Source organism: Actinomadura sp. CNU-125 (genome assembly GCF_001942465.1).
In the GTDB taxonomy this organism is placed as follows: Bacteria; Actinomycetota; Actinomycetes; order Streptosporangiales; family Streptosporangiaceae; genus Spirillospora.
The window spans coordinates 1-16,656 of the sequence record NZ_MKJY01000098.1 but is presented as its reverse complement, the minus strand read 5'-3'; the positions used below and the strand labels follow the sequence as shown (position 1 = coordinate 16,656).

Sequence of the window (16,656 nt, the reverse complement as noted above, 5' to 3'; positions counted from 1 at the left end):
CGCGTCGGCGGTCGCGGCCCGGATCGGCGGCGCGGACGCGGTCGCCGTGCACGCCACCGCGTCCCTGGAGACGGTCGTCGGCGTCGTCGGCGGGCTCCTCGCGGGCGTCCCGGTGGTGCCGCTGCCGCCCGACTCGGGACCGGACGAGCGCGCCCACATCCTCGGCGACTCGGGTTCGGAGCTGCTGCTCGGCGGCCGCGGCACCGTGACCGTCGAGGGCGAGCCGCCGCTCGTCCCCGTCGACGACCTCCCGCCGGGCGACGGCGGCGCGGTGGAGTCCGCGCCCGGCGCGACCGCGTTCGTCCTCTACACCAGCGGCACGACGGGCGCGCCGAAGGGCGTGCTGATCTCGCGGAGCGCGATCGCCGCCGGTCTCGACGCGCTCGCCGACGCGTGGGCGTGGACCCCCGACGACGTCCTCGTGCACGGGCTGCCGCTGTTCCACGTGCACGGCCTGGTCCTCGGCGTCCTCGGCGCGCTGCGCGTCGGGTCGCCGCTCGTCCACACCGGGCGGCCGGCGCCCGAGGCGTACGCGGCCGCCGCGCGCGCCGACGGCGGCACCCTGTTCTTCGGCGTCCCGACGGTCTGGTCGCGGACGGCCGCCGACCCTGCGGCTGCGGAGGCCCTGCGGGGCGCCCGCCTGCTGGTGTCGGGGAGCGCCCCGCTGCCCGTGCCGGTCTTCGAACGGATCGAGGGCCTCACCGGGCACCGTCCCGTCGAGCGGTACGGCATGACCGAGACCCTCATCACGGTCAGCGCGCGCGCCGACGGCGAACGGCACCCGGGGTACGTCGGCACGCCGCTGCCCGGCGTCGAGACCCGGCTGGCGGCCGAGGACGGCACGCCCGTCCCGTCCGACGGGGAGACGCCCGGCGAGCTGCACGTCCGCGCCCCGCTGCTGTTCAAGGGGTATCTCAACCGGCCGGAGGCCACCGCCGTGTCGTTCACGGCGGACGGCTGGTTCCGCACCGGCGACATCGCCGTCGTCGCGCCGGACGGGCGGCACCGGATCGTCGGCCGCGCGTCCACCGACCTGATCAAGAGCGGCGGCTACCGGATCGGCGCGGGCGAGGTCGAGAACGCCCTGCTGGCGCACCCGGCCGTGCGCGAGGCGGCCGTCGTCGGCACCCCGCACGCCGACCTGGGCGAGCAGGTCACCGCGTACGTCGTCGCCGACGGCGTGGACGAGCGCGGCCTCATCGGCTTCGTCGCCGAGCGCCTGTCGGCCCACAAGCGGCCCCGCACCGTCCACCTGGTGGACGGCCTCCCGCGCAACGCCATGGGCAAGGTGGTGAAGACCCGGCTGGGCGACCTCGGCTCCTGACCCCCGATTCCCGGCCCCGGGTCAGGGGAGCAGGGAGGGGAGCAGGGGGCGCACGAGGTCGCGGGCGTGCGACTCGGGCGGGTCGGGGGTGTCGGCGCCCTCGGCGAAGTAGCGCAGGAACCCCTGCTGGAAGCAGGCGCCGATCAGCAGCGCGGCCGCCGAACCGGTGTCGGCGTCCGCCGCGACGCGGCCGAGGCCGCGCTCGGCGTCGAGGTATTCGGTGAGCTGGCCGACGGGCACGTGCGGGCCCGCCCCGTACTTGCGCAGCGCCTCGCGGGTCGCGGCCATCAGCGGCGGCTGCGCGACCATGGACGCCATCATCGGGAACGCCCGCCGGTAGAAGCGCAGGCCGTTGTGGACGACCGCCACGAGGTTCGCCTCGACGGTCTCGGCGCCGGGCACGCCCGCCACCGAGAACGCGGGCATGCGCTCGCGCAGGACCAGCATCAGCAGCTCGTTCTTGTCGCGGAAGTGCTTGTAGAGCAGCGCCTCGGAGTAGCCGGCCGCCCGCGCGATCTCCTTGGTGGTGGCGCGGGCGACGCCGCGTTCGCGCATGACTTCGGCCGCCGCGTCCAGGATCCGCTCGCGCGCGCTCATCCGGCTCCCCTCGCTTGACAGTGAGTGAATGCTAACCCAAGCTAGGGGTTAGTGAAAATTCACTCACCCCTTCCCAGCAGGAGGAACCATGCGTCTCACGATCTTCGGAGCGACCGGCGGCACCGGGCTGCAGGTCGTCCGGCGGGCCCTGATCGGCGGGCACCGGGTCACCGCGGTCGTCCGCGACCCCGCGCGGCTCCCCGCCGACCTGCGCGACCGCGCCGACGGCCCGTCCCTCGACGTCGTCCGCGCCGACGTCATGGACCCGGCCGCCATCGCGGCGGCGGTGAAGGGCCGCGACGCCGTCATCACCGCCATCGGCACCCGCGAGGGACGCGCCCCCACCACCGTCTGCGAGGACAGCGCCCGCAGCATCGTCGAGGCGATGGACGCGGCCGGGGAGCGGCGCTTCGTCATGGTCAGCGCGTCCGGGTTCGCGAACGGGCCCGGCGACGACCCGCTCACCCGGTTCGTCGTCAAGCCGATGCTGCTGAAGCCGATGCTCAAGCACGCGTTCGCCGACATGCGCCGCGCCGAGGACGTCGTCCGCGCGTCCGGCCTCGACTGGACGATCGTCCGCCCGCCCCGGCTCACCGAGGGCGACGGCAAGGGCCACTACCGCGCGGCCGTCGACCGCAACGTCCTCGGCGGCTTCACCCTGGCCCGCGCCGACCTCGCCGTCGCGCTGCTCGACCACGCCGCCGACCCGTCCTCGGTCCGGCACGTCGTCAGCGTCGGCTGACCGGGAGGCCGCCGGGGGCGGCGTGACCGGGGCGGATGACGAACGTCACGCGGATCGGCTGACAGGCGCGGGGCGAAGCGGTGACAGCCGCTTCTACCGGCGGGACCGCGCCCGCCGCGACGCTGGATCCATGCACGCGAACCCAGTGATCCACGTCGACGGCCTGCGGCAGCGGTACGGCGACTACGAGGCCGTCGCCGGGATCTCGTTCACCGTCGGCGAGGGCGAACTGTTCGCGCTCCTCGGCACGAACGGGGCCGGCAAGACCACCACGATGGAAACCCTCGAAGGGTTCCGCCCGGCGCACGCGGGCACCGTCCGGATCCTCGGCCGCGACCCGCACCGCGACCGCCGCGCCCTCCGCCCGCGGATCGGGATCATGCTGCAGGAGGGCGGTTTCTTCAACGACCTCACGGTCGCCGAGACCGCGGGCCACTGGCGCGGGTTCACGCCCGCCGCGCGGCCCGCCGCCGAGGCGCTCGCGCTCGTCGGCTGGGCGACAAGGCGGGCGTGAAGGTCCGGCAGCTGTCGGGCGGGCAGAAGCGCCGCCTCGACCTCGCGCTCGCGCTCCTCGCCCGTCCCAGCGTCCTGTTCCTGGACGAGCCCACCACCGGCATGGACCCCGAGGCCAGGCACGCCACCTGGCGGATCGTCCGCGACCTGACCGCCGACGGCACCACGGTCATGCTGACCACGCACTACCTGGAGGAGGCCGAGCAGCTCGCCGACCGGCTCGCGATCATGCACCGGGGCGTGATCGAGCAGAGCGGCACCGTCGCCGAGGTCGTCGCGGGCCACGGCGACCGGATCAGTTTCCAAATCCCCGAGCGGGTCCCGGTCGGCGAACTGCCCGCCGTCCACGGCGCCGGCCCGGAGATCGCCGTGGACGGCGGGCGCGCCACCGCCACCTACGCCGTGCCGGGCGACGGGATGCAGGCCGGGCTGTACGGGCTGCTGCGCTGGGCGGACGAGTCGGGCGTGGCCCTCGCCGGCCTGCAGGCCCGCAGCGCGTCCCTCGAAGACGTCTTCCTCCGCACCGCCACCGCCACCGCCACCGCGACCGCCGAAGGAGCCTCCCGATGACCCGCCCCGCAGCCCCGCCGGCCCGCGGCCGCTTCGCGCTCCCCGACGTCGCGCCCCGCGCGCTCGCGCGGGTCGCGCGGCTCGACGCCGTCCTGCTCTACCGCAACCGCACCGCGCTGTTCACCGTCTTCGGCCTGCCGCTGCTGTTCGTCGGGATGCTCGCGCCCATGCGCGGCCAGGACGTCGACGGCGTGGACGGCGCCCTCCTGCAGGGCACCGGCCACCTCGCCTTCTTCCTGATCTTCGTGGTGTTCATGAACCTCGTGACCGTGTTCACCACCCGCCGCGAGGACCTCACCCTCAAGCGGCTGCGCGGCACGGCCCTGTCGGACGCCGACGTGCTCGGCGGCAGCGTCCTCACCGCGGTCGCGGTGTACGCCGTGCAGGCGGTGTTCCTGCTCGTCGTACTCGGCACGGTCTTCGACGGCCGGTTCCCGGCCGACCCGCTGCTCCTGGTCGCCGGGCTCGCCGCGGGCGCCGCGATCTTCGCCCTGCTGGCGCTCACCGTCTCCGGGCTCACCCCCAACGCCGAGCTGGCGCAGCTCACCGTCCTGCCGATCATGTTCGGCTGCATGCTGGGCGGCGGCGTCATGTTCCCGCTGGACACCCTTCCCGACGCCGTGCACGCCGCCTGCCGCCTGCTCCCGCTCACACCGGTCGTCGAGATCACCCGGACCGCCTACTTCGGGCAGGACTTCGCGGGCGCATCCGAGCACGCCGCGCTGGGTCTCGCCGGGGGCTGGGCCGCGTGCGCCCAGTCGTTCGCCGTCCTCGCCGCGTGGCTCGTCCTCGGCCGCGAGGCCGCCAAGCGCCGGTTCCGCTGGGAACCGCGCCGCGGATGAGCGGCCGGATACGGTACTGCGGGGAGGGGGGACCAGGACATGGCGGTCGCCACGACGGCTGAACTCGAAGAGCAGAACGTGCGCAGGCTCGAGCGCTACCGCAAGGTGACGCAGCGGTCCTTCATGATGGCCGGGGTCGTGTTCGTCGCCACCGGGGTGGGCGCCCTCTGGCCGTCCTACGAGAGGGGCGACGTCGGCGGGCCCGTGGCCGCCCTCGCGGCCCTGGGGCTCGCCCTGCTGCTGTGGTTCTACATGCGGCTCGTCCGGACGGGCCTGGACGGCGGGGCGTCCCGCCGCGACGTCGTCCTCAGCGGTGCGATCACCGCCGCCCTGTGCCCGATGATGCTGACCAACGCGGCCTGGAGCGTCATCCCGGTGTTCTGGGCGACGGCGCTGGTGCTGTCGCCGGTGACCCGCAACCAGATCGTCGCCCTGTGCGCCGGGACGGCGGCGTTCTGCGCGGCGTTCGCCACGCTCGCCGCCTGGCGCAACGACGAGGACGGGGACCTGCGCTGGTACACGATCTTCCCCTTCTTCTTCGTGGTCTTCTTTCTGACCTGCGGATTCGCCGCGTGGGTCAACCGGTACCAGCGCCGCATGTGGGACATGCACCTGGAGGCGTACGCGGCCCGCGACGCCGTCGCCCGCCTCGCCGTCACCGAGGAGCGGCTCCGCTTCTCCCGCGACCTGCACGACCTCCTCGGCCACAGCCTCTCGCTGATCGCGGTGAAGAGCGAGCTGGCGATGCGGATGGCCGAGACCGACCCGGCCCGCGCGGGCGCCGAGATGGCCGACGTCCGCACCGCTCCGCGACGCGCTGCGCGAGGTGCGCGCCGCCGTCCGCGGCTACCGCGCCGTCGAGCTGGACGCCGAGATCGCCGGGGTGCGGGCCGTGCTGGAGGCGGCCGGGGTCCGGTGCGAGGCCGACGATCCCCCGCCGGGCCTCCCGTCCGAGGTCGGCGCCGTGCTGGCCTGGGTGATCCGCGAGGGCGCCACCAACGTGATCAAGCACAGCGAGGCCCGCCGCTGCTCCATCGTCCTGACCGTCTATGGTCGCTCCGTGGTCCTGGAGATGCGCAACGACGGCGTCCGCGCCCGCGGCACCGAACCCGCCGGGTCGGGCCTGACCGGGCTGGAGGAGCGGGCCGCCGTCCTCGGCGGCGAGATCACCGCCGGACGGCACGGCCGCGACGGCTTCCTGCTGCGGGCCGTCGTCCCGCTGCCCGCCGGGGACGGCGCCGCCGCCGGACCCGCGGACGAGACCGTCCCGGCGGGCGGGAGGGAGCGGTGATCCGGGTCCTGCTCGCCGACGACGAGCACCTCATCCGGGGCGCCGTCGCCGCGCTGCTCGGCCTGGATCCCGACATCGAGATCGTCGCCGAGGTGGGCCGCGGCGACGAGGTCGCCGCGGCCGTCGCCGCGCACGACCCGGACGTGGCCGTCCTCGACATCGAGATGCCCGGCGCCGACGGCCTGGCCGTCGCCGAGGAGCTGCGCGCGGCCGGCGCCCGCTGCGCGGTGTGCATCCTCACCAGCTTCGGCCGCCCCGGCTACCTGCGCCGCGCCATGGCCGCCGGGGTCCGCGGGTTCGTCCCGAAGGACGCCCCGACCGACGAGCTGGCGGCCGCCGTCCGCAAGGTCCACGCGGGCGGCCGCTACCTGGACGCCGAACTGGCCGCCGCCGCGATGGAGGCGGGCGACAACCCGCTCACCGAACGCGAACGCGAGATCCTCCGCCACATCGCCGCGGGCGCCGACACCTCCGGCATCGCCGCACGACTGCACCTGTCCGAGGGCACCGTCCGCAACTACCTGTCGTCCGCGATGAGCAAGCTGGGCGCGTCCACGCGCCTCGGCGCCGTCCAGGCCGCCCAGGAGATGGGCTGGATCTGATCGCGCTTCGCGAGTTCTGGATTACGGGACGCGCTCCCCGCGTATGCGGGGATGACCCCTTTAGGCTTGTGGCGTGACTGAGCCTTTGGTCGGACGGATGCGGGAATTCGGCGAGACGATCTTCGCCGAGATGTCGGCGCTGGCGACTCGGACAAATGCGATCAATCTAGGTCAAGGCTTCCCGGACGAGGACGGTCCGGCGGACATGCTGGACATCGCCGTGGAAGCCATCCGAACCGGGGCGAATCAGTATCCGCCCGGCCCCGGACTGCCGGAACTCCGCGAGGCGGTCGCGGCGCAGCGGCTCGGCCGGTACGGGCTGGCGTACGACCCCGCGACCGAGGTGTTCGTCACCGTCGGAGCCACCGAGGGGATCGCGGCGTCCGTGCTGGCGCTCGCCGAACCGGGCGACGAAGTGATCGTCTTCGAGCCCTACTACGACAGCTACGCGGCCGTGATCGCGCTCGCCGGGGCCGTCCGCAGGCCCGTCACGCTGCGGCCCGCCGAGGGCCGGTTCGCCTTCGACCCGGACGAGCTGCGCGCCGCCGTCACCCCGCGCACCCGCCTGATCCTCGTGAACTCCCCGCACAACCCGTGCGGGACGGTCTTCACCCGCGACGAGCTGGAGACGATCGCCGCCGTCTGCCGCGAGCACGACCTGGTCGCCGTCACCGACGAGGTGTACGAGTACCTCACCTTCGACGACGCCGAGCACGTCCCGCTCGCCGCCCTGGAGGGGATGCGGGAACGGACGGTGTCGGTGTCGTCGGTCGGCAAGTCGTTCTCCGTCACCGGCTGGAAGACCGGCTGGGTGACGGCCCCGGCGCCGTACGTCCGGGCCGTGCAGTCGGTGAAGCAGTTCCTCACGTTCGCCGTCAGCGCCCCCTACCAGCGGGCCGCCGCGTACGCGCTGGGCGGCGAGATCCCGTGGGTGGAGGAGCTGCGCAAGTCGCTGCAGGGCAAGCGCGACCGGCTCGTCACCGGGCTGGAGGCCGCCGGGTTCGACGTGTACCGGCCGCAGGGGACGTACTTCGTGCAGGCCGACATCCGTCCGCTGGGCTTCACCGACGGGATGGAGCTGGCCCGGGCGCTCCCCGAGAAGGCGGGGGTCGTCGCGATCCCGACGCAGGTCTTCTACGACCACCCGGACGCGGGCGCGCACTTCGTCCGGTTCGCGTTCTGCAAGAAGGACGAGGTCATCGACGCGGCCGTCGAACGGCTCGCCCGGCTCCGCTGACGTCCGCTCACCGGCAGTATCCGGATCGGCACCCGCGGCGGTCGCCGGAGCCTATAGCCTTCCCAGGGTGTCCGGATTGACGATTCCCGAGCCCCAGTTCCCCGAGGACGACGGCGGCGCCGACCCCCGGTTGTGCGAGGCGCTCACCGGGTACGCGGCGGGACGCGTCGGGCAGCACACCGTGCTGCGGCGGCTGCAGAACGCGCGGCTGCTGGTGCCCGTGGTCGCGGTCCTCACCGAGGAGGAGGACGTCGCGCCCGGGGAGTTGCGGCGGGAGAAGTCGAGCGACATGGCCGTGCCGCTGCTCACCGGCGAGGACGGGCGGCGCGGCGTGCTCGGGTTCACCTGCATGGAGACGATGAAGGCGTGGCGGGCGGACGCGCGGCCGGTGGCGGTGCCCGCCGGGCAGGCGTGCCGGGCGGCGCTGGACGAGCACGCCGACGCGCTCGTCGTGGACGTGGCGGGGCCCGTCCCGTTCGCCGTCGACGGGCTGCGGCTGCACCTGCTCGCCGAGGGACGTCCCGTCCCGGCGCCGCACGAGGACCCGGACGTCCTCGCCGCCGTGGACGCCGCGTTCGGGTCCGACGAGGCCGTCGCGGGGGTCCGCGTGACCGAGGGGACGGCCGCCGAGCTGGCCGTCCGGTTCGCGGTGAACCCCGGGCACGACGAGCGCCGCACCGTCCAGCGGGTGTCGGACCGGCTCGCGGAGATGCTGCGCGGCCGGATCGTCGGCGGCGTCGAACTGAGCGTCGTGCGCCGCGCCTGAAAACCGTTCGACGCGTCCGCCGCCCGGCTGTCACGGTGGCCGCATGCACGACACCGACACCGGCACCGACATCGACGCCTTCATCGCGGACGGATACGTCAAGGTCGCGGGGGCGTTCTCCCGGGAGCTCGCCGACGAGTGCCGGGAGATCCTGTGGCGGGACACCGGCTGCGACCCGGCCGACCGCGCCACCTGGACACGGCCGGTGATCCGGCTCGGCCACTACGCGCAGGAGCCGTTCCGGGCCGCCGCGAACACCCCGCGCCTGCACGCCGCGTTCGACGCGCTGGCCGGGAAGGACGCCTGGCTGCCGCAGGGCGGTCTCGGGACGTTCCCGGTGCGGTTCCCGGGCCCGGACGCCCCCGGGGACGACGGCTGGCACATCGACGCGAGCTTCCCCGGCGAGGATCCCGCCGACTTCATGGGCTACCGCGTCAACATCGCCTCCAAGGGGCGCGCGCTGCTGATGCTGTTCCTGTTCTCCGACGTCGGCGAGGACGACGCGCCCACGCGGATCCGGGTCGGGTCCCACCTGGACGTCCCGCCGATCCTGGAGCCCGCCGGGGAGGACGGCCTGACGTTCATGGACCTGGCCGGACGCGCCGGGCCCGCCACCGAGCACCGTCCCGTGGCGTTCGCGACGGGCCGCGCGGGCGACGTCTTCCTGTGCCATCCGTTCCTGGTGCACGCGGCGCAGCCGCACCGCGGCACGGAGCCGAAGTTCATGGCGCAGCCGCCGCTGCTCCCGTCCGGGCCGCCGCGGGCGGACTCCCCGGTCGCGGCCGCGATCCGCGCGGTCTCGGGGGCTGAACCGGGCCGGGCGTCTCAGGTCGTGGACGCCGGTCTCGGGGACGCGCCCGGCGCCAATAGGATTCAGGGCATGCTGCGCTGGTTGACCGCGGGGGAGTCCCATGGCCCGGCCCTCACCGCGATCGTGGAGGGCCTTCCGGCCGGTGTGCGCGTGACCTCGGCGGACATCGCCGAGGATCTGCGCCGCCGGCGGCTCGGGCACGGGCGGGGCGCCCGGATGAAGTTCGAGCAGGACGAGGTACGGATCCTCGGCGGGGTCCGGCACGGGGTGACGCTCGGCGGCCCCGTCGCGATCGAGGTCGGCAACACCGAGTGGCCCAAGTGGGAGACGGTGATGTCGGCCGACCCCGTGGACGCCGACGTCCTCGCGGCGCAAGCGCGCAACGCGCCGCTGTCGCAGCCGCGGCCCGGGCACGCCGACCTCGTGGGCATGCAGAAGTACGGGTTCGACGACGCCCGGCCCGTCCTGGAACGGGCGAGCGCGCGGGAGACGGCCGCGCGGGTCGCGCTCGGGACGGTCGCGAAGGCGTTCCTCAAGCAGGCGCTCGGCGTGGACGTGCTGAGCCACGTGGTCGCGCTCGGCGAGGTGTCGGCGCCGGACGGCGTGCTGCCGGAGCCCGGCGACCTCGCGGCGGTCGACGACAGCCCCGTGCGGTGCTTCGACGCGGCGGCGTCCGCGGCGATGGTCGCGCACATCGACGAGGTGAAGAAGGCCGGCGACACCCTCGGCGGGGTCGTCGAGGTCATCGCCTACGGCCTGCCGCCCGGCCTGGGCAGCCACGTGCACTGGGACCGGCGGCTCGACTCGCGGCTCGCGGGGATCCTGATGGGCATCCAGGCGATCAAGGGCGTGGAGGTCGGCGACGGGTTCACGACCGCGCGGCGGCGCGGGTCGGGCGCGCACGACGAGATCGAGGGGACCGACTCCGGCATCCGCCGCCGGACGAACCGCGCGGGCGGCGTCGAGGGCGGCATGACGACCGGCGAGCCGCTGCGCGTCCGGGCCGCGATGAAGCCGATCTCGACCGTGCCGCGCCGCCTCGACACCATCGACGTGAAGACCGGCGAGCCCGCCAAGGCGATCAACCAGCGCAGCGACGTGACCGCCGTGCCGGCCGCCGGGGTGGTCGCCGAGGCGATGGTGGCGCTGGTGCTGGCCGACGCGGCGGTGGAGAAGCTCGGCGGCGACTCCGCCGAGGAGACCGCCCGCAACCTGCGCGGATACCTGTCCTCCCTGACCATCAAGTGAACGGGACCTCCTCCATGACGCGACCCAAGGCCGTCCTGATCGGGGCGCCGGGCTCGGGCAAGACGACGATCGGAACGGCGCTCGCCGAGCGGCTGGGGGTCGCGCTGCGCGACACCGACGCGACGCCGGGGCGGTGGCCGGCAAGCCGATCGGCGAGATCTTCATCGACGACGGCGAGGACCGGTTCCGGGAGCTGGAGCGCGCGGCCGTCGCGGCGGCGCTGGCCGAGCACGACGGCGTCCTCGCGCTCGGCGGCGGTGCCGTCCTGGCGGCGCAGACCCAGGAACTGCTCGCCGGGCACACGGTCGTCTACCTGCGGGTGGGCCTCTCGGAGGCGGTGAAGCGGGTGGGGCTGGCGGCGGCGCGGCCGCTGCTGGTGCTGAACCCGCGCAGCCAGATGCGCAAGCTGCTGGAGGAGCGGCTGCCGGTGTACGAGCGCCTCGGGACCCTGCACGTCGACACCGACGGCCGCGAACCGGCGGAGATCGTCGAGGAGATCGCCAAGGCGCTGGAGGACTCATGATCGAGCCCGCGCGGGTGCGCGTGGACGGCGCCGACCCGTACGACGTCGTGATCGGGACGGGCGTGCTGGCGGAGCTGCCGGGCCTGCTCGGCGACCGCGTCGCGGCGGTCGCGGTGGTGCACGCCGAGGGCCTGCCGGAGATCGCGCGGCCGGTGTGCGAGGCGCTGGAGAAGGCCGGGTACGCGGTGCACGCGCTGCCCGTCCCGGACGGCGAGGCGGCCAAGGAGGCCGGGGTCCTCGCCGGGCTGTGGTCGTCGTTCGCGCGGCTCGGCATGACCCGGACGGACGTGGTCGTGGGCGTCGGCGGCGGCGCGACCACCGACCTCGCCGGGTTCGCCGCCGCGTCGTGGCTGCGCGGCGTCCGCTGCGTGCTGGTGCCGACGACGCTGCTGGGCATGGTGGACGCGGCGGTCGGCGGCAAGACCGGCATCAACATCGCCGAGGGCAAGAACCTCGTGGGCGCGTTCCACCCGCCCGCCGGGGTGCTGTGCGACCTCGCCACGCTGGTGACGATGCCGCACCAGGACTACATCAGCGGCCTCGCCGAGATCGTCAAGGCGGGGTTCATCGCCGACCCGGCCATCCTCGACCTGGTGGAGGACGACCCGGCGGGCGCGGCGGCGCCGGACGGCCCGCACACCCGCGAGCTCGTCGAACGGGCCGTCCGGGTGAAGGCCCGGGTCGTCGGTGCGGACCTGAAGGAGTCGGGGCTGCGGGAGATCCTCAACTACGGCCACACCCTCGCGCACGCGATCGAGAAGGCCGAGGACTACCGCTTCCGGCACGGCCACGCCGTCGCGATCGGGATGGTGTACGCGGCGGAGCTGGCGCGCCTGGCGGGGCGGCTGGACGCCGCGGACGTCGAGCGGCACCGGTCCGTCCTGGCGTCGGTGGGGCTGCCGGTGGCGTACGCGGCGGACGCGTGGCCGGGGCTGCGCGCCACGATGACGATCGACAAGAAGTCGCGGGGCGCCACGCTGCGGTTCGTGGTGCTGGACGGTCTCGCGAAGCCGGGCCGGCTGGAGGGCCCGGACGAGGAGCTGCTCGCCGCCGCCTACCGGGAGGTCGCCCGATGACGCGGGTGCTGGTGCTGAACGGCCCCAACCTCGGGCGGCTCGGGACGCGCGAGCCCGACGTGTACGGTTCGACCGCGTTCGAGGGGCTCGCCGCGCTGTGCCGCGACGCGGGGCGGCGGCTGGACCTGAACGTCGAGGTCAGGCAGACCGACGACGAGGCCGAGCTGATCCGCTGGGTGCACGAGGCCGCCGACGAGCGGCTGCCGGTCGTGCTGAACCCGGCGGCGTTCACGCACTACTCCTACGCGCTGCGCGACGCCCTCGCGCAGCGGACCGCGCCGCTGGTCGAGGTGCACATCTCCAACCCGGCGACGCGGGAGGAGTTCCGGCACACCTCGGTCGTGGCGGGCGTCGCGACCGGCACGATCGCCGGTTTCGGGACGTTCTCGTACGTCCTGGCCCTGCAGGCGGTCGTCGAACTCCTCGCCGAGGAAGCGGAGCAGCGGGCCTGAGGCCCTTCGGGAAGCCCCGGGGAAACCTCAGGAGTCTTCGACGGCCGCGCGGGTCATGGCCTTGAGCTCGATGACGACGTCGTCGAGCGGCCGGACGTCGCGGTGGGCGCGGCACAGCACGGTCGCGCCCTCGACGGCGGCGACGATCAGCCGGGCGAGGCTGGCCGCCCGCCCGTCCGGGACGCCCGCGTTGCCGAGGCCGGTGGCGAGGGTGTCCTCCCAGCGGCCGAACGCGGCGGCGGCCGCGGCGGCGAGCTGCGGCGCGTCGTCGTGGCATTCCACGGTGACGGCCACGATCGGGCAGCCCGCCCGGAACCCGCTGCGGATCAGCACCTGCCGCCACCAGCCGATGAAGGCGTCCACGGCGGACGCCGCGTCGCCGCCCTCGGTGGCCGCGAGGATCCCGGCGTTGAGGAACTCCCCGGCGTAGCGGACGGCCTCCTCGGCGAGCTGCGCCTTGCCCTCGGGGAAGTGGTGGTAGATCGATCCGCGCGGCGCGCCGCTGTGCGCGATGACGTCGCGGAACCCCGTGCCGCTGTAGCCCCGCTCGCGGAACAGGTAGGCGGCGCTGCGGACCATGCGCTCCCGGCTGTCGGACCCCATGCATCGATTATGACATTCATCATAAGCAACTCGCGTTGACCATGACGATCGTCATAGGAGACCGTGGCTATGTCGGACGTCATACCGCCCGTCGGAACGCCCGTAGGATGGGCCGTGTTGTTACCGGCCGGTAGGCCGGGTCCGGGCAGGTGAGAACAAGGAGAGCCTCGTGATCGACCTCCAGCGTGACGGCGATGTGTTCGTGCTGCGCCTCGACGCCGGTGAGAACCGCTTCAGTCCCGACTTCCTCTCCGCCGTCGACGGCGCGCTCGACACCGTCGCGAAGGAGGACGGGCCGTGCGCGCTCGTCACCGTCGGGACCGGCAAGTTCTTCTCCAACGGCCTCGACCTGGACTGGCTCGGCGCCAACGGCGACCGGTTCGAGGAGTACCTCGGCCGCGTCCACGGCCTGTTCGCGCGGCTGCTGGAACTGCCGGCGCCGACGGTCGCGGCGGTGAACGGGCACGCGTTCGCGGGCGGCGGGATGCTCGCCCTCGCGCACGACTTCGCCGTTATGCGCACCGACCGCGGCTACTTCTGCCTGCCCGAGGTCGACCTCGGGATGACGTTCACCCCCGGGATGACCTCGCTGATCAAGGCGAGGCTGCCGGTGGGCACCGCGCACGAGGCCATGGTCACCGGCCGCCGGTACACCGCGGAGCAGGCGATGGCCGCCGGGGTCGTGCAGCGCACGGCGGCCGAGGACGAGGTGCTGCCCGCGGCCGTCGAATCGGCGGCCTCGCTGGCGGGCAAGGACGGGAAGGTCGTCGGGAAGATCCGGCGCGACCTGTACCGCGCGACGCTCGCGGCGCTGCACGGTCCGGCGCTCGGGTGAGGACGGCCGCCGCGGCGACCCCGGCCCTGTGCGGGGCACCGGCGGCGGGCTAGGTTGTGTTCGACTTGAATCGGATTCGGTAATTCGGGAAGGGGTGCCGATGCGCATCGGGATGGCCCTCAACTACGCGGGCGGTTTCAAAGAGACCGTCGAGGAGCTCGCCGACTACGAGAAGGCCGGGCTGGACATCGTCTACATCGCCGAGGCGTACAGCTTCGACGCGGTCAGCCAGATGGGATACATCGCCGCGAGGACCGAGCGGATGGAGATCGCGTCCGGCATCCTCAACATCTACTCCCGCACGCCCACCGCGCTCGCGCAGACCGCGGCCGGCCTGGACTACGTCTCCGACGGCCGGTTCACGCTCGGCATCGGCGCGTCCGGCCCGCAGGTCATCGAGGGCTTCCACGGCGTCCCCTACACCGCTCCGCTCGGCCGCACCCGCGAGATCATCGAGATCTGCCGCAAGGTGTGGCGGCGCGAGCGTCTCCAGTACGAGGGCAAGCACTACACGCTGCCGCTCCCGGAGGGGCAGGGCACCGGCCTCGGCAAGCCGCTCAAGCTGATCAACCACCCCGTGCGGGAGAGCATCCCGATCATGGTGGCCGCGATCGGCCCGAAGAACGTCGAGCAGACCGCCGAGATCGCCAACGGCTGGGAGCCGATCTTCTACATGCCGGAGAAGGCCGCCGACGTGTGGGGCGCGTCCCTCGCCGCCGGCAAGGCCAAGCGCGACCCGGCCCTCGGCGAGCTCGACGTCGTCGCCCAGGCCACGCTCGCGATCGGCGACGACGTCCAGGGCTACCTGGAGTTCGGCCGCCCGATGGCCGCGCTCTACATCGGCGGCATGGGCGCCAAGGGCAAGAACTTCTACAACGACCTCGCCCGCCGCTACGGCTTCGAGAAGGAGGCCGAGGAGATCCAGGACCTCTACCTCGACGGCAAGAAGGACGAGGCCGCCGCGAAGGTCCCGCAGGAGCTGCTCGAGAAGATGTCGCTGATCGGCACCGAGGGCCACGTCCGCGAGCGGCTCGCCGCGATGAAGGAGTCCGGCGTCACCACCCTCAACGTGGCCCCCGTCGCGGGCGACCACAAGGGCCGCATCGCGCTGATCGAGAAGGTCCGGGAGATGGCCGCCGACGCGTGATCTTTTTCCCGGGGCGCGGACGAGCGGACGCGCCGGACGCGCCGTCCGTCCGTCCGCGCCCCGGGAACGGTCACAGCGCCTCGCCGACCTCCCGCGCGACCCGCTCCCCGGAGCGGACGGCGCCGTCCATGTAGCCCGTCCAGTAGTCGGACGTCTCGGTGCCCGCCCAGTGGATCGGCCCGCACGGCTCCCGCAGCGCGGGGCCGAAACCGGTCAGGACGCCGGGCGCGGCGAGGCCCACCGGGCCGCCGCCGCTCCACGTCTCGTTGTCCCACCGCATCATCGCCGTCCGCACCGGGCTCTTCGCCCGTTCGCCGAACAGCTTCCCGAACGACTCCAGCCCGGCCGCCCGCACCTCCGCCTCGGACGCCGAGTCCAGGCGGCGGACGTTGTCGTGGTTGATGAACCCCATGAGGATCCCGCGCGACCCGTCCGGCGGGCTGTTGTCGAACGTCACGTCGATCGCGCCGCTGTCGGCGAGGGCCTGCCCGGTGAGGTTCTCCTCCCGCCAGAAGGGCGTGTCGTAGACCCCGACGAACTTCGCGACCGAGCCCATCGGGTAGCGCTGCATCAGCTGCGCCCGGCTCGCGGGCAGCCCCGGGGAGAAGTCGATCTTCCCCGCGATCGCCGGGGACATCGCGACCACGGCGCGCTTCGCCGACACGGTGACGCCGTCCGCGGTCACGGTGACGCCCGCGCCGCCGGTCGCGATCGACCGGACCGGCGCGTTGTAGCGGACCGCGTCGCCGAGCCGGGCGGCCAGCCGGATCGGCACCTGCTCCGGCCCGCCCGCGAAGCGCAGCTCCTGCGCGCCGTCCTTGGTGTTGATCAGCCGGTCGATGGAGCCGGGGCTGCCCGCGTTCCCGGCGGCCGCCGCGTAGTGCAGCACGTACAGCAGCGACACGTCCCGCGAGCGCGCCGAGAGCGTCGAGCTGACGAAGACGTCCATCAGGAAACGCGCGCCGGAGCTGAGGGAGTTGGAGCGCGACCAGGTGTGGAACGTCTGCGAGTCCCACTCGTCGGCCTTGGCGGCCTTCCAGGGCTCGCCGACCGGGACGTCCTCGATCATCCCGCCGAGCCGCAGCAGCGCCAGCTCCAGGTCGATCACGCCCCAGTCGGGCGGGACGGCGCCGAGCAGCCCGTCCGTGGCGTAGAGCGACCGGCGCCCGTCGCGGTAGTAGACGTTGTCGCCCTCGTTATAAGTGGGAAAGGTCGCGACGCCCATGTCCTGCGCGAGCGCGGCGATGCGGTCCTGCGTGGGGCCGATGAACTCGGCGCCGCCCTCGGCGGTGGTGCCGTCGCCGAGCGGCAGCCCGTACACCCGGCCGCCGGGCCGGTCCCGGGCCTCCAGGACGACGACGGACCGGCCCGCCGCGATCAGGTCGCGGGCGGCGGTCAGGCCCGCGAGCCCCGTCGTCGACGATCACGACGTCGGCGACAGGGCGGTTCCGGACGGCGCGGACGGGGCGGTCGGTGC

At 74.0% G+C, this 16,656-nt stretch carries 17 protein-coding genes and 3 pseudogenes; 17 read left to right on the top strand and 3 right to left on the bottom strand.

Annotation, left to right across the window (positions count from 1 at the left end; genetic code table 11):
- Positions 1-1,324, top strand: a 1,324-nt coding sequence (locus BJF79_RS12810) for an acyl-CoA synthetase (RefSeq protein WP_075897332.1), incomplete at its 5' end; no start/stop codon positions are given.
- A 21-nt stretch (positions 1,325-1,345) separates the two neighbouring features.
- Here the strand turns inward: BJF79_RS12810 and BJF79_RS12805 are convergent.
- Positions 1,346-1,921 carry a TetR/AcrR family transcriptional regulator gene (locus BJF79_RS12805; RefSeq protein WP_075897330.1) on the bottom strand — a complete coding sequence of 192 codons (576 nt, stop codon included), beginning with the start codon at positions 1,919-1,921 and terminating at the stop codon, positions 1,346-1,348.
- An 88-nt stretch (positions 1,922-2,009) separates the two neighbouring features.
- On the opposite strand from BJF79_RS12805, the gene BJF79_RS12800 reads away from it, so the two are divergent.
- The 14 genes and pseudogenes from BJF79_RS12800 to aroQ all read left to right on the top strand — a co-directional run bounded on the left by BJF79_RS12800 (position 2,010) and on the right by aroQ (position 12,594).
- Positions 2,010-2,663, top strand: coding sequence for an NAD(P)-dependent oxidoreductase (locus BJF79_RS12800; RefSeq protein WP_075897328.1), 654 nt, complete (start codon positions 2,010-2,012; stop codon positions 2,661-2,663).
- Positions 2,664-2,793: 130 nt separating this feature from the next.
- On the top strand, positions 2,794-3,177 hold the full coding sequence (locus BJF79_RS65485; RefSeq protein WP_316043333.1) for an ATP-binding cassette domain-containing protein: 384 nt from the start codon (positions 2,794-2,796) through the stop codon (positions 3,175-3,177).
- A complete protein-coding gene (locus tag BJF79_RS12795; RefSeq protein ID WP_316043334.1) occupies positions 3,099-3,746 on the top strand; it encodes an ABC transporter ATP-binding protein in 648 nt (215 codons plus the stop codon). The genes BJF79_RS65485 and BJF79_RS12795 overlap by 79 nt, the downstream gene beginning before the upstream one ends.
- Positions 3,743-4,588: an ABC transporter permease gene (locus BJF79_RS12790; RefSeq protein WP_075897326.1), complete on the top strand. Its 846-nt coding sequence runs from the start codon at positions 3,743-3,745 to the stop codon at positions 4,586-4,588. Before BJF79_RS12795 ends, BJF79_RS12790 begins: the two co-directional genes overlap by 4 nt.
- Before the next feature lie 39 nt (positions 4,589-4,627).
- Positions 4,628-5,365 (top strand): annotated as a pseudogene (locus tag BJF79_RS66780) (histidine kinase); the annotation flags it as partial.
- 49 nt (positions 5,366-5,414) lie between these two features.
- The gene (locus BJF79_RS59645) at positions 5,415-5,879 is read left to right on the top strand and encodes a sensor histidine kinase (protein ID WP_262401936.1); all 465 of its coding nucleotides are present in this window, start codon (positions 5,415-5,417) and stop codon (positions 5,877-5,879) included.
- Positions 5,876-6,481, top strand: a complete 606-nt coding sequence (locus BJF79_RS59640; protein WP_075897336.1) for a response regulator transcription factor — start codon at positions 5,876-5,878, stop codon at positions 6,479-6,481. The genes BJF79_RS59645 and BJF79_RS59640 overlap by 4 nt, the downstream gene beginning before the upstream one ends.
- A gap of 73 nt (positions 6,482-6,554) precedes the next feature.
- The gene (locus tag BJF79_RS12775; RefSeq protein WP_075897324.1) at positions 6,555-7,718 is read left to right on the top strand and encodes a pyridoxal phosphate-dependent aminotransferase; all 1,164 of its coding nucleotides are present in this window, start codon (positions 6,555-6,557) and stop codon (positions 7,716-7,718) included.
- 67 nt (positions 7,719-7,785) lie between these two features.
- A complete protein-coding gene (locus tag BJF79_RS12770; protein ID WP_075897322.1) occupies positions 7,786-8,484 on the top strand; it encodes an SseB family protein in 699 nt (232 codons plus the stop codon).
- Positions 8,485-8,527: 43 nt separating this feature from the next.
- Positions 8,528-9,145 (top strand): annotated as a pseudogene (locus BJF79_RS59635) (phytanoyl-CoA dioxygenase); the annotation flags it as partial.
- Positions 9,146-9,364: 219 nt separating this feature from the next.
- Entirely contained in the window at positions 9,365-10,543 is a 1,179-nt protein-coding gene (gene aroC / locus BJF79_RS59630) for a chorismate synthase (RefSeq protein ID WP_075897334.1), read from the top strand.
- 14 nt (positions 10,544-10,557) lie between these two features.
- A pseudogene (locus tag BJF79_RS12760) lies at positions 10,558-11,066 on the top strand (shikimate kinase).
- A complete protein-coding gene (gene aroB / locus BJF79_RS12755; protein ID WP_143219875.1) occupies positions 11,066-12,142 on the top strand; it encodes a 3-dehydroquinate synthase in 1,077 nt (358 codons plus the stop codon). The pseudogene BJF79_RS12760 and the gene aroB overlap by 1 nt, the downstream one beginning before the upstream one ends.
- Positions 12,139-12,594, top strand: a complete 456-nt coding sequence (gene aroQ, locus BJF79_RS12750; RefSeq protein ID WP_075897318.1) for a type II 3-dehydroquinate dehydratase — start codon at positions 12,139-12,141, stop codon at positions 12,592-12,594. The genes aroB and aroQ overlap by 4 nt, the downstream gene beginning before the upstream one ends.
- A 27-nt stretch (positions 12,595-12,621) precedes the next feature.
- Here aroQ and BJF79_RS12745 read toward each other — a convergent pair whose 3' ends face one another.
- Positions 12,622-13,197 carry a TetR/AcrR family transcriptional regulator gene (locus tag BJF79_RS12745; RefSeq protein WP_075897316.1) on the bottom strand — a complete coding sequence of 192 codons (576 nt, stop codon included), beginning with the start codon at positions 13,195-13,197 and terminating at the stop codon, positions 12,622-12,624.
- 169 nt (positions 13,198-13,366) lie between these two features.
- Here BJF79_RS12745 and BJF79_RS12740 point away from each other — a divergent pair, with 169 nt between their 5' ends.
- Together BJF79_RS12740 and BJF79_RS12735 are read left to right on the top strand one after the other, a co-directional pair.
- The gene (locus BJF79_RS12740) at positions 13,367-14,032 is read left to right on the top strand and encodes an enoyl-CoA hydratase-related protein (RefSeq protein WP_075897314.1); all 666 of its coding nucleotides are present in this window, start codon (positions 13,367-13,369) and stop codon (positions 14,030-14,032) included.
- Between the two features lie 100 nt (positions 14,033-14,132).
- On the top strand, positions 14,133-15,179 hold the full coding sequence (locus BJF79_RS12735; RefSeq protein WP_075897312.1) for an LLM class F420-dependent oxidoreductase: 1,047 nt from the start codon (positions 14,133-14,135) through the stop codon (positions 15,177-15,179).
- 70 nt (positions 15,180-15,249) lie between these two features.
- On the opposite strand, the gene BJF79_RS12730 is transcribed toward BJF79_RS12735, so the two are convergent.
- Positions 15,250-16,578 carry a flavin monoamine oxidase family protein gene (locus BJF79_RS12730; RefSeq protein ID WP_083733379.1) on the bottom strand — a complete coding sequence of 443 codons (1,329 nt, stop codon included), beginning with the start codon at positions 16,576-16,578 and terminating at the stop codon, positions 15,250-15,252.
- Positions 16,579-16,656 lie beyond the last annotated feature (78 nt).

What these genes read in the sequence shown, in the direction of transcription:
- BJF79_RS12745 (WP_075897316.1), bottom strand. Translation starts at nt 13,197, where the DNA reads ATGGGGTCCGACAGCCGGGAGCGCATGGTCCGCAGCGCCGCCTACCTG.
- aroC (WP_075897334.1), top strand. Translation starts at nt 9,365, where the DNA reads ATGCTGCGCTGGTTGACCGCGGGGGAGTCCCATGGCCCGGCCCTCACC.
- BJF79_RS12800 (WP_075897328.1), top strand. Translation starts at nt 2,010, where the DNA reads ATGCGTCTCACGATCTTCGGAGCGACCGGCGGCACCGGGCTGCAGGTC.
- BJF79_RS65485 (WP_316043333.1), top strand. Translation starts at nt 2,794, where the DNA reads ATGCACGCGAACCCAGTGATCCACGTCGACGGCCTGCGGCAGCGGTAC.
- BJF79_RS12805 (WP_075897330.1), bottom strand. Translation starts at nt 1,921, where the DNA reads ATGAGCGCGCGCGAGCGGATCCTGGACGCGGCGGCCGAAGTCATGCGC.
- aroQ (WP_075897318.1), top strand. Translation starts at nt 12,139, where the DNA reads ATGACGCGGGTGCTGGTGCTGAACGGCCCCAACCTCGGGCGGCTCGGG.
- BJF79_RS12790 (WP_075897326.1), top strand. Translation starts at nt 3,743, where the DNA reads ATGACCCGCCCCGCAGCCCCGCCGGCCCGCGGCCGCTTCGCGCTCCCC.
- BJF79_RS12735 (WP_075897312.1), top strand. Translation starts at nt 14,133, where the DNA reads ATGCGCATCGGGATGGCCCTCAACTACGCGGGCGGTTTCAAAGAGACC.